The organism is Pseudomonas sp. Irchel 3E19, from assembly GCF_900187585.1.
GTDB classification, from domain to species: Bacteria; Pseudomonadota; Gammaproteobacteria; order Pseudomonadales; family Pseudomonadaceae; genus Aquipseudomonas; species Aquipseudomonas baetica.
This window is the reverse complement of the sequence record NZ_FYDT01000032.1, coordinates 1-16082: the sequence shown is the minus strand read 5'-3', so window position 1 is coordinate 16082 and position 16082 is coordinate 1. Positions and strand designations below refer to the sequence as shown.

At 60.5% G+C, this 16082-nt stretch carries 13 protein-coding genes; 9 read left to right on the top strand and 4 right to left on the bottom strand.

Translation table 11 applies throughout. The features are described from left to right. Window positions 1–24: 24 nt before the first annotated feature. The 3 genes from amn to CKW18_RS19535 form a co-directional block, all read right to left on the bottom strand. Window positions 25–1524, bottom strand: coding sequence for an AMP nucleosidase (gene amn / locus CKW18_RS19545; protein WP_167394883.1), 1500 nt, complete (start codon window positions 1522–1524; stop codon window positions 25–27). 184 nt (window positions 1525–1708) lie between these two features. Beyond that, window positions 1709–3358, bottom strand: a complete 1650-nt coding sequence (locus CKW18_RS19540; protein ID WP_095190307.1) for an acyl-CoA dehydrogenase family protein — start codon at window positions 3356–3358, stop codon at window positions 1709–1711. A gap of 94 nt (window positions 3359–3452) precedes the next feature. Further along, window positions 3453–5807 (bottom strand): hybrid sensor histidine kinase/response regulator, encoded by a 2355-nt coding sequence (locus tag CKW18_RS19535; RefSeq protein ID WP_095190306.1) that lies wholly within the window; start codon window positions 5805–5807, stop codon window positions 3453–3455. A 304-nt stretch (window positions 5808–6111) separates the two neighbouring features. On the opposite strand from CKW18_RS19535, the gene CKW18_RS19530 reads away from it, so the two are divergent. The 4 genes from CKW18_RS19530 to CKW18_RS19515 all read left to right on the top strand — a co-directional run bounded on the left by CKW18_RS19530 (window position 6112) and on the right by CKW18_RS19515 (window position 9630). Beyond that, window positions 6112–6909, top strand: a complete 798-nt coding sequence (locus CKW18_RS19530) for a hydroxymethylpyrimidine/phosphomethylpyrimidine kinase (RefSeq protein WP_095190305.1) — start codon at window positions 6112–6114, stop codon at window positions 6907–6909. A gap of 18 nt (window positions 6910–6927) precedes the next feature. Then, window positions 6928–7551 carry a thiamine phosphate synthase gene (gene thiE / locus CKW18_RS19525; protein ID WP_095190304.1) on the top strand — a complete coding sequence of 208 codons (624 nt, stop codon included), beginning with the start codon at window positions 6928–6930 and terminating at the stop codon, window positions 7549–7551. A 15-nt stretch (window positions 7552–7566) separates the two neighbouring features. Next, the gene (gene hemL, locus CKW18_RS19520; protein ID WP_095190303.1) at window positions 7567–8850 is read left to right on the top strand and encodes a glutamate-1-semialdehyde 2,1-aminomutase; all 1284 of its coding nucleotides are present in this window, start codon (window positions 7567–7569) and stop codon (window positions 8848–8850) included. 225 nt (window positions 8851–9075) lie between these two features. Then, window positions 9076–9630: a tetratricopeptide repeat protein gene (locus CKW18_RS19515; RefSeq protein WP_003228518.1), complete on the top strand. Its 555-nt coding sequence runs from the start codon at window positions 9076–9078 to the stop codon at window positions 9628–9630. A gap of 126 nt (window positions 9631–9756) precedes the next feature. Here CKW18_RS19515 and CKW18_RS19510 read toward each other — a convergent pair whose 3' ends face one another. Then, the gene (locus tag CKW18_RS19510) at window positions 9757–10086 is read right to left on the bottom strand and encodes a DUF1820 family protein (RefSeq protein WP_003185742.1); all 330 of its coding nucleotides are present in this window, start codon (window positions 10084–10086) and stop codon (window positions 9757–9759) included. 133 nt (window positions 10087–10219) lie between these two features. On the opposite strand from CKW18_RS19510, the gene miaB reads away from it, so the two are divergent. The 5 genes from miaB to lnt all read left to right on the top strand — a co-directional run bounded on the left by miaB (window position 10220) and on the right by lnt (window position 15887). After that, window positions 10220–11548 (top strand): tRNA (N6-isopentenyl adenosine(37)-C2)-methylthiotransferase MiaB, encoded by a 1329-nt coding sequence (miaB, locus tag CKW18_RS19505; RefSeq protein WP_095190302.1) that lies wholly within the window; start codon window positions 10220–10222, stop codon window positions 11546–11548. 205 nt (window positions 11549–11753) lie between these two features. Further along, complete coding sequence (locus tag CKW18_RS19500) at window positions 11754–12752, top strand: PhoH family protein (protein WP_095190301.1); 999 nt, start codon at window positions 11754–11756, stop codon at window positions 12750–12752. After that, window positions 12745–13239 (top strand): rRNA maturation RNase YbeY, encoded by a 495-nt coding sequence (ybeY, locus tag CKW18_RS19495; protein ID WP_095190300.1) that lies wholly within the window; start codon window positions 12745–12747, stop codon window positions 13237–13239. Before CKW18_RS19500 ends, ybeY begins: the two co-directional genes overlap by 8 nt. 5 nt (window positions 13240–13244) lie before the next feature. Then, window positions 13245–14084 carry an HlyC/CorC family transporter gene (locus CKW18_RS19490; RefSeq protein WP_007909641.1) on the top strand — a complete coding sequence of 280 codons (840 nt, stop codon included), beginning with the start codon at window positions 13245–13247 and terminating at the stop codon, window positions 14082–14084. Window positions 14085–14363: 279 nt separating this feature from the next. Further along, window positions 14364–15887 carry an apolipoprotein N-acyltransferase gene (gene lnt, locus CKW18_RS19485; RefSeq protein ID WP_095190359.1) on the top strand — a complete coding sequence of 508 codons (1524 nt, stop codon included), beginning with the start codon at window positions 14364–14366 and terminating at the stop codon, window positions 15885–15887. Window positions 15888–16082 lie beyond the last annotated feature (195 nt).

Sequence of the window (16082 nt, the reverse complement as noted above, 5' to 3'; positions counted from 1 at the left end):
GACCGTTAAATGACCATCAACAAATCAGCGGAACGGCGGCTCGTCGAAGCTGCGCAGCTTGCGCGAGTGCAGCGAGTTGAGCTCGGTGCGCAGCAGATCCACCGCTTCGATGCCAATCTTCAAGTGCTGACTGACCGCACGCTCGTAGAACGCGTTGGCCGAACCCGGCAGCTTGATTTCGCTGTGCAGCGGTTTGTCCGACACACACAGCAATGTGCCGTACGGTACCCGCAGGCGATAACCCTGGGCGGCAATGGTGCCGCTTTCCATGTCCACCGCCACGGCGCGGGACAGGTTGATCAGCGGACGTTCCTGCGCCCAGCGCAATTCCCAGTTACGGTCGTCGTAGGTCAGCACGGTGCCGGTGCGCAGGCGTTTTTTCAGGTCGTCGCCCTTCTCGCCGGTGATGTTGGCCGCCGCTTGTTGCAGCGCCATCTGCACCTCGGCCAGCGCCGGGATCGGAATGTTCGGCGGCACCACGCGGTCGAGAATGCCGTCGCGACGCATGTAGGCGTGGGCCAGCACATAGTCGCCGATGGTCTGCGACTGACGCAGACCGCCGCAGTGACCGATCATCAGCCAGCAATGCGGACGCAGCACCGCCAAGTGGTCAGTGATGTTCTTGGCGTTGGACGGGCCGACGCCGATGTTCACCAGTGTCACGCCGTGGCCATCGCTGGCGATCAGGTGATAGGCCGGCATCTGGTAGCGGTGCCAGACCACACCGGCAGCAATCGCCGAGGCTTCGCCGTGATCCATGCCCTTCTCGATGATCACGTTGCCCGGCAGCACCATGCGCACAAAACGCGGATCACTGCGCAATTGCTCCAGGCCATGAACGATGAACTGGTCGACGTAGCGGTGATAGTTGGTCAGCAGAATCCACGGCTGCACATGCCGCCAGTCGCTGCCGGTGTAATGCACCAGCCGGCGCAGGGAGAAGTCGACACGCGCAGCATCGAACAGAGCCAACGGCAGCGGATCGGTGTTTTCCCAATCGTAGAGGCCATCGGCAATGCCGTCGGTGGCGGCAGACAGGTCGGTACTCGGAAACACTCGAGCCAGCACCGCCGCAGTGACGCCAGAGCCGGCCAGCTCATCGCCTTGCTCGACCACGTACGGGTACGGAATGTTTTGTTGGCTGACGCCGACTTCCACGGTCACAGTGAAGTCGTGCATCAGCGGCACCAGCTGTTCCAGCAGGTATTTGCGGAACGCTTTCGGATGGGTGACGGTGACACTGTAAGTGCCCGGCAGTTGCACCTTGGCGTAGGCACGAGTGGTCTGTGGGACTTCGCCCTGGCAGTGATAGGTCAGGCGCAATTCGGGATAACGAAACAGGGCACGCTGCCCGGCGTCGGGCTCGACGCGATCCTTGAGGTAGCGCTTGAGCGCGCAATTCAGTGCGGTGGTGGCCTGCTCATGCAGCTCGGCCAGACGATCCACGGCTTGTTCGGCGGTTTGAACGACAATAAACGCTTCGGTCACGATCAGCTTCCTGTGTTCTGACTTGCAGAGCTTCATCTTGCCTGCATCGTGGCGTCACGGGAACAGTGGCGTTGTGGCCAGACCCAAATCTTTAAATCAACGAAAATCCCCTGTGGGAGCGAGCCTGCTCGCGAATGCCGTGGGCCATTCAATAAAGATGTCGACTGATATTCCGCTTTCGCGAGCAGGCTCGCTCCCACAGGGGGAATTGTTGTGGGTTTCAGAAACCTTGCGGGGTTGCGCGGGCGACGATGGCTTCGACATCCAGCCCACGCGGCAAGGCGCCATAGACCCGGCCGCTGCCACTCAGGCGGCTGGCAATGAAGGCATCGCTAACCGCTGAATTCCCCGCCTCCAGCAACAGCCTGGCCTGCAAGCCAAGGGCAATGTCTTCAGTCAGTTGCCGCGCCCGGTACTGAATGTCGCTGGTGTCCTTGAACTGCGCCTGCAACTGCTGGATATGCGCAGCCAAGCGTTTATCTCCATGGCCATCACCCAATTCGCTGAACAACACATCCAGCACCCCCGGCTCTTTCGACAAAGCGCGCAACACATCGAGGCACTGCACATTGCCCGAGCCCTCCCACGTCGAGTTCACCGGCGCTTCGCGGTACAGCCGCGGCAGAATGCTGTCCTCGACATACCCGGCGCCGCCCATGCATTCAGCCGCTTCGTTGATCATTGCCGGCGCGCGCTTGCAGATCCAATACTTGCCCACCGCCGTCACCAGCCGGGCGAATTGCGCTTCGTGGCGATCATCCAGATGATCCAGCGCCTTGCCCATGCGCAAACTCAGCGCCAGCGCCGCTTCGCTTTCCAGCGCCAGATCGGCCAACACGTTCTGCATCAACGGTTGTTCGCTGAGCAGCTTGCCGCCGACCTTGCGGTGCGCGCAGTGGTGGCTGGCCTGGGTTAGCGCCTGACGCATCAGCGAGCTGGAGCCGACCATGCAATCGAAACGGGTCATGGCCACCATTTCGATGATGGTCGGTACGCCGCGCCCCTCTTCACCGACCATCCACGCCAGCGCTCCGCGAAATTCCACTTCGCTGGAAGCGTTGGACTGGTTGCCGAGTTTGTTTTTCAGACGCTGGATGTAGAACTGGTTGCGTGTGTCATCCGGACGATGGCGCGGTAGCAGGAAACAGGTCAGGCCCTTGTCGGTCTGCGCCAGGGTCAGGAACGCATCGCACATCGGCGCCGAACAGAACCACTTGTGGCCGACCAGTTCATAAGCCTGGCCGGGACCGCTGGCGCCGACCGGATAGGCTTTGGTGGTGTTGGCGCGTACGTCGGTGCCGCCCTGTTTTTCGGTCATCGCCATGCCAATGGTCACGCCGGCCTTGTGCGCCATGCCGACATTGCGCGGGTCGTATTCAGTGGCGAGGATTTTCGGCAGCCACTGCTCGGCCAGACCCGGTTGCAAACGCAGGGCCGGGACGCTGGCGAAGGTCATGGTCAACGGGCAACCGCTGCCGGCCTCGGCCTGGCTGTGCAGGTAGGTCATGGAAGCACGGGCGACATGCGCGCCGTCCTGCGGATGCGCCCACGGCAGCGAGGTCAGACCATGCTCTATCGCGGTGCGCATGAGTTCGTGGTAAGCGGGATGAAATTCCACCAGATCGATGCGATGACCGTAGCGGTCATGGCTGGCAAACACCGGTTTGTTCTGATTGGCGAGGAACCCAGCCTCCATCAGCGGCCCGCCGGCCAGCGCACCGTAGGCATCGATCCGCGACTCGGCCCAACCGGCACCCAACCGGCGCGACCACTCCTGCAACGGCAGGTCGATGCGATAAAGGTTGGCGCCGTCCAGCGACGGCGGCTGGTTGCTGACTTCATGGGTTTCGGCGAACTGATGCAGGTTCATGACGGGTTCCTTTTTCAGCGAGAAGGTCAGTTAAGCACCGCCCAAACACTGAACAAAGTGTCATACACGCCGAATTTGCGGCGCTTTTACCCTGTCAACAGCACAATACCCGCCGCTCCAGGGCTGACTGCAAATCTTCGAATTTCACCGGCTTGCTCAGGTAATCAACCGGTGCACCGGTCGCACAGAGCTCCCTGTCGGCAATCGGCGCCAGCATGAACACCGGCAAATGGGCATAACCCGGCAAGGCGTGAATCTGGCAGCACAACGACGCGCCATCGTGAGCGGGCAACTGGCAATCGATCAGCACCGCATCAACGGTTTCGCGTTGCAGGCAATCGAGCGCCGCCGCGCCGTTATCGGCGGTGCGCACGCGGAAGCCGAGCTTGAGCAGCATGCCGCGCATCACCAATTGATTGACGCTGTTGTCATCGACCAACAGCACCGTGCAGTCCTGCGGGGCACGGACGCAATCGTGGCCATGCGCGGCTTTCTGTACAGGCTCGACCACCGGCAGTTCGAACTCCACATCCAACTGGAAGCGGCTGCCACTTCCCGGCTCGGAGCGATGGGTGAGCTTGCCGCCGAGCAGTTCGACCAACTGCCGGCAGATCGCCAGGCCGACACCCAGCCCGCCGTACTCACGGGTCATCGAACCGTCGAGCTGGAAGAAGCGCTGGTACATCGTCGCCTCGCCCAGATCAGTAAAGCCGATACCGGTGTCGATCACCGCAAACGACAGCGCCAGACGATTGCCCGTCGAAGGTTTGCCGGTGACCCGCAGCGCCAGCCCACCGACGCGGGTGAACTTGATCGCGTTATCCAGCAGGCATTCCAGACATTGCGCCAGTTTCGCGCTGTCGCCGTGCAGACGATCCGGCAGGGTTGGCAGCACGTCGACCTTGAAGTCCAGCGACTTGCTGGCGGCGTTGCCATGGAACTGCATGCGCAAGGCTTCGATCACGCCGCGCAGGCTGAAACTGCCCGGCGTCGCTTTCAGTTTGCCAGCCTGCAGTTCGGTGAGGGTAAGAATGCCGTTGACCATGCGCATCATGTCTCGCGCCGAACCGGCAGCGGTCTGCTGATATTGCTCAAGTTCGGGATCCAGATCGACGGTCTGCATCAGCTCCAGCGAACCAATCACCCCGTTCATCGGCGTGCGCAGTTCGTGGGTCAGGGTCGCGAGGAATTCATCCTTGAGCTTGTTGCTATGCGACAGTTGCTCGTTGAGCACTTCGAGTTTCTGCCCGGAATCGAACAGGGTTTGCGCCTGTTGCTCACGCATCGCGTTGATTCGGTCGGCCAACGCCAGCGACAACAATGCAACTTCTATCGCCGAGCCGATCTGGCTGGCGTACATGGTCAGGAACACGTTCGGCAGCAGGCCCAGCACCATCAGCGTGTTGACGATGCCGCCGAGCAGGAACGCCGACCAGGCGATGATGAAATAGCGCGCCACCCGCAAGCCGCGCCACCAGGCCAGAATCCCGGCGGCGAAAATCACTACGGTGAAGGTCAGCGCCAGCGTCGTTGCCAGGCGCAGGGCCAGGGCGTAACTGGTCATCAGCGACAAGCCGACCACCAATGCACCGAACCCGATCAGGCCGATCAGCAAGCGGTCGAGCCAGCGACTGTGGGTTTTAGTCTGCAGGAAGCTGCGGGCAAACTGGCTGCCGAACAGGCCGGCGCAGCCAATGAAGAATGGCGTCGCGGCGTTGGCCCACCACGGGTTGTCCGGCCAGAAGTACTCGACCGCCGCACCGTTCACCGACAGTTGATAGAGACCAAACGAGGCAATGTAGAAGATGTAATAGAGGTAACTGGTGTCGCGCACGCTGAGGTAGATGAACAGGTTGTAGACCACCATCCCCAGCAGCACGCCATAAATGATGCCGAGCACATACAGGCGCACCGGTTGATCTTCGAGGTACGCGGTGCTTGACCACAACGTCACCGGTGCCTGGATCGAGCCTTCGCTGGCCAGTCGCAAATAGATTGTGCGCTGTTGATCGGGTTCGAAGGCCAGGTCGAACAGGTAATTGTTCTGGCGAATCTCGCGACTGGCGAAGGGCAAGGCATCGCCGGTTTGCCGGATCAGGCGATATTCGCCACTGTCGTCGGCCATATACAGGTCGAGACGGTCGAGCGGCGGATAAGCCAGCTCCAGCAGCCACGAGCGCCGTGCGGCCGGGTTGCTTGGGTGGTAATGCAGGTCGATTTTCAGCCAGAACGCCGAACGCGAGTAACCGGCGTTGAGCGTGGCTTTATCGTGGGCTTTGAAATTGCCGGCAGTCGCCTGCGCGCGGACCTCGGCAATGCTCGCCTGACCGCTCGGGTCTTCGAACACTTGCAGCGACCGGCCCAGCGGGAGGCTCTGGGTGAATTCGTCGAATTCGACGGCGCTCGCCAGGAGGGGCAAGCAGAACAACAACATCAGCAAATAGCGCATTGAAGCCCCAGCGTGGCTCGTCCGGTTGTGTCAGGAAGCCCCCCATTCCCTTTGAGTAGACGTAAAACCGGTATTACCTGTTATTGGTTTGGATCCAGACTAGCATAGCCGTTGATGGCCATTGAGCACCATCGAAATTTTTCCTACAAAGGCTCTAGAACGGGCATTTCAGAGCAAAGCACCAAGCTAGAGCTGTTGAGTTGGTCAGGTTGTGACAAACCGGTCAGCATTCTCTGACCGGGTTATCCGCCAAGCACAACGGCACTGAACCGAAAAATCAGGTTTGGTGGTAAGCTCGCGCACCATGAATATCTACAGCTCCCGCCCCGTTGTCCTCTGTCTCTCCGGCCACGACCCCAGTGGTGGCGCCGGCTTGCAGGCAGATATCGAAGCCCTGCTCGCGCAGGGTTGCCATGCGGCTCCGGCCGTCACCGCCCTGACCGTGCAAGACACCGTCAACGTCACTGACTTCCGCGTCCTCGACCGTGAGTGGGTATTGGCCCAGGCCAATGCCGTGCTCAACGACTCCGAAGTCGCGGCGGTCAAACTGGGCATGCTCGGTTCGCTGGAAATGGTCGACACCGTTGTCGAACTGCTTACGGCGCACCCGCACTTGCCGGTGGTCTGCGACCCGGTGCTGCGCGCCGGCGGCGGCGGACGCCTGGGCAAGGACGAAGTCGGTTATGCGATGCGTGAGCGTCTGCTGCCACTGTCGATCATTGCCACCCCCAACCTTCCAGAAGCCCGCATCCTCGCCGAACTGCCCGAAGGCACCGCCGACGAGTGCGCGGAAAAACTCCTGCCGTTCGTCAAAAACCTGCTGATCACCGGCGGGCATGGCGACGAAACTGAAATTCACAATCGTCTATATAGCCGCGACGGTCTGCGTGAAACCTTTTACTGCCAGCGTTTGCCGGGCAGCTATCACGGTTCCGGTTGCACCCTGGCCAGTGCCCTGGCCGGTCGCCTGGCGCAAGGTGAAAATCTCGCCAGCGCGGTACGCAGCGCACTGGATTACACCTGGCGTACCCTGCGCGATGCCGAACAACTGGGCAAAGGCCAGTTCGTACCGCGTCGCCTGCCGCTGGATTTCTGCTCGTAACGTCGTGAGGTCTGCCTGATGAAACTACGTGGCCTGTATGCCATTACCGACAGCCAATTGCTGGCCGGGAAGTTTCTGTCGTACGTGGAGGCGGCGCTGGAAGGCGGCGTCACCCTGTTGCAATACCGCGACAAGAGCAGCGACGAGGCCCGCCGTCTGCGCGAGGCCGAAGCGCTGCGTGATCTGTGCGAGCGCTACAAGACGCAGTTGATCATCAACGATGACGCCGAACTGGCCGCGCGCCTCAACGTCGGTGTGCACCTGGGCCAGACCGACGGCCCGTTGTCGCCGACCCGCGCCCTGCTCGGTTCCAAGGCGATTATCGGTTCGACCTGCCACGCGCAGATCGATCTGGCAGAACAAGCCGCCAAAGAAGGCGCGAGCTACGTCGCCTTCGGCCGCTTCTTCAACTCCAACACCAAGCCCGGCGCACCGACCTGCGGCCTCGACCTGCTAGACGAAGCCAAGCGCAAACTGCATCTGCCGATCTGCGCGATTGGTGGCATCACCCTCGATAACGCTGAGCCGCTGGTGGCCCACGGTGTCGATCTGCTGGCCGTGGTCCATGGCCTGTTCGGCGCGCAAAGCACTGCCGAAGTGACCCGCCGCGCCCGCGCATTCAACGAATTACTGAAAGTCTGATTTGAGAGCCCGATCATGTCTCGTTCCGAAACCCTGTTTGCCAATGCCCAGAAACACATCCCCGGTGGCGTGAACTCGCCGGTTCGCGCGTTCAAGAGCGTTGGCGGCACGCCGCTGTTCTTCAAGCATGCCGAAGGCGCTTACGTGACCGACGAAGACGACAAGCGTTATGTCGATTACGTTGGCTCGTGGGGCCCGATGATCCTCGGCCACAGCCACCCGGACGTTCTGGACGCCGTGCGCAATCAGCTACAACACGGCTTGTCTTACGGCGCGCCGACCGCGATGGAAACCGAGATGGCCGATCTGGTCTGCTCGCTGGTGCCATCGATGGACATGGTGCGCATGGTCAGCTCCGGCACCGAAGCGACCATGAGTGCGATCCGTCTGGCCCGTGGCTACACCGGCCGTGACAGCATCATCAAGTTCGAAGGCTGCTACCACGGTCACTCCGACAGCCTGCTGGTCAAGGCCGGTTCCGGCGCACTGACCCAAGGCGTGCCAAGTTCGGCCGGCGTGCCGGCGGCATTCGCCAAACACACCCTGACCCTGCCGTTCAACGACATCGACGCCGTCGAGAAGATGCTCGGCGAAGTCGGCCAGGACGTTGCGTGCATCATCGTCGAGCCAGTGGCCGGCAACATGAATTGCGTGCCGCCGGCGCCGGGTTTCCTCGAAGGCCTGCGTTCGCTGTGCGACAAACATGGCGTGGTGCTGATTTTCGACGAAGTGATGACCGGTTTCCGTGTTGCCCTCGGCGGTGCCCAGGCGTACTACGGCGTGAACCCGGATCTGACCACGTTCGGCAAGATCATCGGTGGCGGCATGCCGGTTGGCTGCTTCGGCGGCAAGCGTGAAATCATGGAGCGCATCGCGCCGCTGGGCCCGGTGTATCAGGCAGGCACCCTGTCGGGTAACCCGCTGGCGATGGCGGCCGGTTTGACCACGCTGCGCCTGATCAGCCGTCCGGGTTTCCACGACGAACTGACCGACTACACCACGCGCCTGCTCGACGGCCTGCAACAACGCGCCGATGCCGCAGGCATCCCGTTCGTGACCACTCAGGCTGGCGGCATGTTCGGCCTGTACTTCAGCGGCGCCGACGACATTGTCACCTTTGAAGACGTGATGGCCAGCGACGCAGCACTGTTCGGTCGCTTCTTCCACCTGATGCTGGAAGGTGGCGTGTACCTCGCGCCGAGCGCCTTCGAAGCCGGTTTCACCTCGATCGCTCATGGCGAAGCCGAGTTGAAGCTTACGCTGGATGCGGCCGAGCGCGCCTTCGCTGCACTGAAGTAATCGCCGTACCGCTGACGTTGGCCATTGCCAGCGTCAGCTTTCACCTACATCCGCACCCTCTTTCCGACGCTCCTGCTAAAAATGGCCCATAAAGTGGGCGATATATTCCCCGTGCAGCAGAAAAACGAGTAAAGACTTTGTAAGGTTGGCCCTGCTTATTTCATAATGCGCGCTTATTGGATCCCTCGATGGGTCCGCGTGCCCTTCAGAGGTAAGTCGATTCCCATGAACCGCACCGGCCGCACCCTTGCCTTGGGCTGCCTGTTGCTCCTTCAGCCCCTGCTCGCGCATGCACAAGCAGGCGGCAACTCGTTGTTGATCCCGGCGATGGGTCGTTGCACCCTCAATACTCAGCCGCAAGACGTCACGCAGGCCTTGGCCGCGTGTCAAAAAGCGGCGGACGAAGGGGATGCGCAAGCGCAATACGAGTTGGGTGAGTTCTACTACGACGGCAAGAATGCGCCGCGTGACCTCAATCAAGCCCTGAGCTATTTCGAAAAGGCCTCATTGCAAGGCCACGCTCAGGCACAGTTCAAGCTCGGCACCATGTTTTTCCACGGTGAAGGTGTGCAGGCCAATAATATTCAGGCGTACATCGTGCTGAAGATGGCCGCAGTCAACGGCGCTGAAGATGCGCTGGACACCGCCGACGAAGTCTCGGAAAAAATGTCCCGCGAAGATCTCGAAACCGCTACTCAGGTACTCGGGCAAATTTTCCGTAAATACCTGATGGAATTGCAGAGCGCCGATGGGCGTACGCCTTTCTCGCCTCTTCCCTGATTTCTCTATAGATTTTTCTGGCCTCTTCGCGAGCAGGCTCGCTCCCACATTGGAATGCATTTCCCTGTGGGAGCGACGGTGCGACGATTCGACCTGCTCGCGAATAAGGCGACTCGGTCTTGAGGCTTACTTCTCAGGCATCGGCATCGGAAACGGCATCACATTGCCGACCGCGCCGCGGGCTTCGCTGATTTTCGGCGTGCCCAGACGCTCGACCTCGTCGATACGCACGATCGAATGCATCGGCACAAAGCTGCGCACCACGCCTTCGAACTGCGCCTTGAGCTTTTCTTCGCTCGGATCGACGACCACTTGCGTGCGCTCGCCAAAGACGAACTCTTCCACTTCCAGGAAACCCCACAGATCACTTTGATAGATCTGCTTGGCGTACATTTCGAACACCTGGCCCTGGTTGAGGAAAATCACCTTGTAGATTGGAGCTTCGCGTTTGGTCATGGCGGGCGGACAACATCGGGGATAAAAATGAGGGCGCAAACTATAGCATAGCCACTGGACGCACAGCGGTAGGAACCTGAGGGCTTGTTCCCTATAATGCGCGGTTCTTTGAATCACGTGACGACCAAAATCCATGGCCAAGAAGCTTTACATCGAAACCCACGGTTGCCAGATGAACGAGTACGACAGCTCGCGCATGGTTGATCTGCTGGGTGAACATCAGGCCCTGGAAGTCACCGCGCGTGCGGAAGACGCCGACGTGATTCTGCTCAACACCTGCTCGATCCGCGAGCGCGCCCAGGATCGGGTGTACTCGCAGCTCGGCCGCTGGCGCGAACTGAAGCTGGCCAACCCGGAGATGGTGATCGCTGTCGGCGGTTGCGTGGCAAGCCAGGAAGGCGCGGCGATCCGCGATCGCGCCCCTTATGTCGACGTTGTTTTCGGCCCGCAAACGCTGCACCGCCTGCCGGAAATGATCGACGCCGCGCGCAGCACCAAATTGCCGCAAGTCGATGTCTCGTTCCCGGAAATCGAAAAATTCGACCATTTGCCCGAGCCGCGCATCGACGGCCCGAGCGCCTATGTGTCGGTGATGGAAGGTTGCAGCAAGTACTGCACGTTCTGCGTGGTGCCCTACACCCGCGGCGAAGAAGTCAGCCGGCCGTTCGACGACGTGATCGCCGAGATCATCCACCTGGCCGAAAACGGCGTGCGTGAAGTGACCCTGCTGGGGCAGAACGTCAACGGCTATCGCGGCACCACCCATGACGGCCGTCTGGCGGATCTCGCCGAGCTGATCCGTGTGGTCGCCGCCGTCGATGGCATCGACCGCATCCGCTACACCACATCGCATCCGCTGGAGTTCTCCGACAGCCTGATCCAGGCTCACGCCGACGTGCCGGAGCTGGTGAAACATCTGCACTTGCCGGTGCAATCGGGTTCGGACCGGATTCTGGCGGCGATGAAACGCAACCACACCGCACTGGAGTACAAATCCAAGCTGCGCAAACTGCGTGCGGCGGTACCGGGGATCTGCATCAGCTCGGACTTCATCGTCGGCTTCCCCGGCGAGACCGAGAAAGATTTCGAGCAGACCATGAAGCTGATTGCCGACGTCGGCTTCGACTTTTCCTACTCGTTCGTCTACAGCCAGCGCCCGGGTACTCCCGCCGCTGATCTGGCCGATGACACCCCGGAAGAGTTGAAGAAAGAGCGTCTGAATGCACTGCAACATCGCCTGAATCAGCAAGGCTTCGAGATCAGCCGACAAATGGTCGGCTCGATCCAGCGCATTCTGGTGACCGATTACTCGAAAAAAGACCCTGGCGAACTGCAAGGGCGTACCGAGAATAATCGAATCGTCAACTTCCGCTGCGACAATCCAACCCTGATCGGCCAGTTCGCCGACGTGCACATTGATGCGGCACAACCGCACTCGCTGCGTGGTTCGTTGATCCAGTAACACTGCATTTCCCCTGTAGGAGCGAGCCTGCTCGCGAAGGCGTCGTGTCAGCCACTATCCACTGTGCTGATACACCCCTTTCGCGAGCAGGCTCGCTCCTACAGGGACCGTGATTGACCTTGCGATATTTAAGAGCTTTCGCACCCACGCCTCTGGCGTTATCCTTGATTTCATCTCAATTGCCCCAGGGCGGCTAAATACGACCTTGAACGCACCCATAGAACCACATCGTTTTATCCTCGAGCCCTTTGAGGCTCGCCGCTTCGCCAATCTGTGCGGGCAATTCGACGAGCATCTGCGCTTGATCGAACAGCGCCTGACTATCGAGATCCGCAACCGCGGAAACCAGTTCGAACTGATCGGCGATCCCAAGCTCACCACGTCTGCGGAAAATCTGATCCGTCGCCTGTACCGGGAAACCAAAGGTTCAGAGCTGTCGCCAGATACGGTTCACCTGTTCCTCCAGGAATCGGCCGTCGTAGAACTGGACAACCACGCCCCTGCCGAAGCCTCCGTCGCCCTGCGCACCAAGAAAGGCATGATTCGCCCACGCGGCTTGAATCAATTGCGCTACGTGAAGGAAATCCTCGGCAACGACATCAACTTCGGCATCGGCCCGGCCGGTACCGGCAAGACCTATCTCGCTGTGGCTTGTGCGGTCGATGCGCTGGAGCGCGAACAGATTCGGCGCATCCTGCTGGTGCGTCCGGCGGTTGAGGCGGGTGAAAAACTTGGCTTCCTGCCTGGCGACCTGTCGCAGAAGATCGACCCGTACCTGCGCCCGCTCTACGACGCACTCTACGAAATGCTCGGCTTCGAATACGTGGCCAAGCTGATCGAGCGTCAGGTGATCGAAGTCGCGCCGCTGGCCTACATGCGCGGCCGCACGCTGAACAACAGCTTCATCATTCTCGACGAAAGCCAGAACACCACCGTCGAGCAAATGAAGATGTTCCTGACCCGGATCGGCTTCGGCTCGACCGCGGTCATTACCGGCGACATCACCCAGGTCGACTTGCCGAAAGGCACCAAATCCGGTCTGCACCACGTGATCGAGGTGTTGAAAGACGTGCCCGGCATCAGCTTTACGCACTTTCAGCCTAAAGACGTCGTGCGCCATCCTTTGGTACAGCGGATCGTCGAAGCCTACGAGCGCTTCGAAAACCGTGACGAAGCGCCCAAGGACACCTCGCGAAATGCTTGAGCTAGACCTGCAAATCGCGACTGAAGCGAGCGCGCCGGATGAGGCCGACTTCCGCCTGTGGTGCGAACTGGCCCTGCGCCAGCGCACTGCCGACTCGGAAATGACCATTCGTCTGGTCGACGAGAAAGAAGGCCGCGAACTCAATCACACCTGGCGCCACAAGGACTACGCGACCAACGTCCTGTCGTTCCCCGCCGAAGTGCCCGACGAGTTTCTCGATATCCCGCTGCTGGGCGATCTGGTGATCTGCGTGGCGGTGGTCGAGCGCGAAGCTGCCGAACAAGGCAAGGAACTAAAGGCCCACTGGGCGCATCTGGTCATTCACGGCTGCTTGCATCTGCTCGGTTACGACCATATAGATGACGAGGAAGCCGAAGAAATGGAAGCGCTGGAACGCGAGTTGCTTGCTGAACGGGGCTATCCCGATCCGTACGCGGACGACGAACCCGACACATCCCCTATCGTTACAACAAAGGATTCAGAGTAATCGCTATGAGCGAAGATCGATCGAGCAACGGGCAGAAGTCATGGCTGGGTAAACTGACCCAGGCTTTTGCCCACGAGCCGAAGAACCGTCAGGAGCTGCTTGAGCTGCTGCGCGATGCACATCAGAACAAACTGCTGGACAGCGAAGCGCTGGCCATCGTCGAAGGCGCCATTCAGGTGGCTGACCTGCAAGTACGCGACATCATGGTGCCGCGTTCGCAGATGATCAGCATCAAGGCGACCCAGACACCCCGCGAATTCCTCCCCGCCGTGGTCGACTCGGCCCACTCGCGCTACCCGGTCATCGGCGAAAGCCACGATGACGTAATGGGCGTGCTGCTGGCCAAGGATCTGCTGCCGCTGATCCTCAAGGAGAACGGCGACAGCTTCAACATCAAGGATCTGCTGCGCCCGGCCACGTTCGTGCCGGAGTCCAAGCGTCTGAACGTGTTGCTGCGTGAGTTCCGCGCCAACCACAACCACATGGCCATCGTCATCGACGAATACGGCGGCGTGGCGGGTCTGGTGACCATCGAAGACGTGCTCGAACAGATCGTCGGCGACATCGAAGACGAGCACGACGTCGAAGAAGACAGCTACATCAAGCCGCTGCCCAGCGGTGACTTCCTGATCAAGGCGCTGACGCCGATCGAGAACTTCAACGAGTTCTTCGACAGCGAGTTCTCGGACGACGAGTTCGACACCGTCGGCGGTCTGGTGATGAGCGCGTTCGGGCACTTGCCAAAACGTAACGAAATCACTGAAATCGGCGCCTATCGTTTCCGCATCCTGAACGCCGACAGCCGTCGGATTCACTTGCTGCGACTCACGCCAATCGCTCGGTAAAAAATCTAAGGACTGGGGTATGTCATCAGCTATTTCCTGCATCGCGTTGCGCCTGAAAGCGGGCCAGGCAAGGCGCAGTCCGCAGGGAATGGCATTCCCTTTCCAAGGACTGCAACGCAGCATGGCCCGCTTTCAGGCGTAACCCGCAGGGCCGGGCCTGCTGTTACGCAGGGCTGCGTTACTCGTCGTTCATTTGAAAAACCAAACTTCACTCCTCGCGCCTTGCCCTGCGTAACAGCAGACCCGACGCGATACAGGAAATAGCTGATGACATACCCCCTGCGCTGGACAACCCGCCCCGGCTGGCCCGGTAACCTGCTGGCCGTGGCGGCCGGTGCAATCACCACCTTCGCTCTGGCACCCTTCGATATCTGGCCGCTGGCTCTGCTGGCGGTCGGTTTGTTCTATGCCGGCCTGCGCGAGCTAAGCCCGCGCCAGGCGCTGGGCCGTGGCTGGTGCTTCGGTTTCGGCCTGTTCGGCGCCGGTACCAGTTGGATTTACTACAGCATTCATCATTTCGGCGGCGCTTCGGTGCTGTTGGCCGGATTCCTGATGCTGCTGTTTACCGCAGCGATTGCCTTTTTCTTCGCCCTCCCCGCCTGGCTGTGGGCACGCTGGTTGCGCCGCAATGAGGCGCCGCTGGCCGATGCCTTGGCGTTCGCTGCGCTATGGGTCGCTCAGGAGGCGTTTCGCGGTTGGTTCCTGACCGGTTTCCCGTGGCTCTACTCCGGTTACAGTCAGCTCGACGGGCCGCTGTCCGGTCTGGCGCCGGTGGGTGGCATGTGGCTGGTGTCGTTCGTGCTGGCGCTGACCGCTGCGCTGATCTACAACGCGCCGCGTCTGCTGCAAACCGGTCGCAAGGCTTTTGTTGCGGTTGGCCTGCTGTTGCTGGTCGGGCCATGGGTGGCGGGCATCGCGCTCAAGGGCCACGCCTGGACCAGCCCGTCCGGTGCGCCGCTGACCGTCGCGGCGATTCAGGGCAACGTCGCGCAAAGCATGAAATGGGACCCGGCAGAACTCAACGCGCAACTGGCGTTGTACCGCGACCTGAGTTTCCGTTCCAAACCGGTGGATCTGCTGATCTGGCCGGAAACCGCCGTCCCCGTGCTCAAGGAGTCCGCCGAGGGTTACCTGAACATGATGGGCACCTTCGCCGCCGAGCGTAAATCGGCGTTGATTACCGGCGTACCCATTCGCCAAACGGTGCATCACGAAAGACGCTTCTTCAACGGCATCACCGTGGTCGGTGAAGGCGATGGCACTTACCTGAAGCAGAAACTGGTGCCATTCGGCGAATACGTACCGTTGCAAGACGTATTGCGCGGGCTGATCGCTTTCTTCGACCTGCCGATGTCCGACTTCGCTCGCGGCCCGGCCGATCAGGCATTGCTGCAAGCCAAGGGTTATCAGATCGCGCCGTTCATCTGCTACGAAGTGGTCTATCCGGAGTTCGCCGCCAGCCTCTCGGCGCGCAGTGATCTGTTGCTGACGATCAGCAACGACACCTGGTTCGGCACCTCGATCGGCCCGCTGCAACACTTGCAGATGGCGCAAATGCGCGCGCTGGAAGCTGGACGCTGGATGATCCGTGCGACCAACAACGGCGTGACCGGATTGATCAACCCGTTCGGGCAGATCACCGAACAGATTCCGCAGTTCGAACAGGGCGTGCTGTACGGCGAGGTGGTGCCGATGCACAACCTGACGCCCTATCTGCAATGGCGTTCGTGGCCGCTGATCATTGTGTGCGTGCTGTTGTTTGGCTGGGCACTGATGGCCAGCCGGATCTCGAAAACCCTTTAAAAGCTTCGCGAGCAAGCCCGCTCCCACATTTGAAATGCATTCCAAATGTGGGAGCGGGCTTGCTCGCGGGGAGTGTCATTAATTTTGTGTTCGGGCATAACATGCTGCAGAGGTGCATGTATGCCAACCAAAAAGAAACCGGCCCGTGAGGCCAAGCGTGACCTTCCGTCCATTCCAAAAGAGCTGATCGACCAG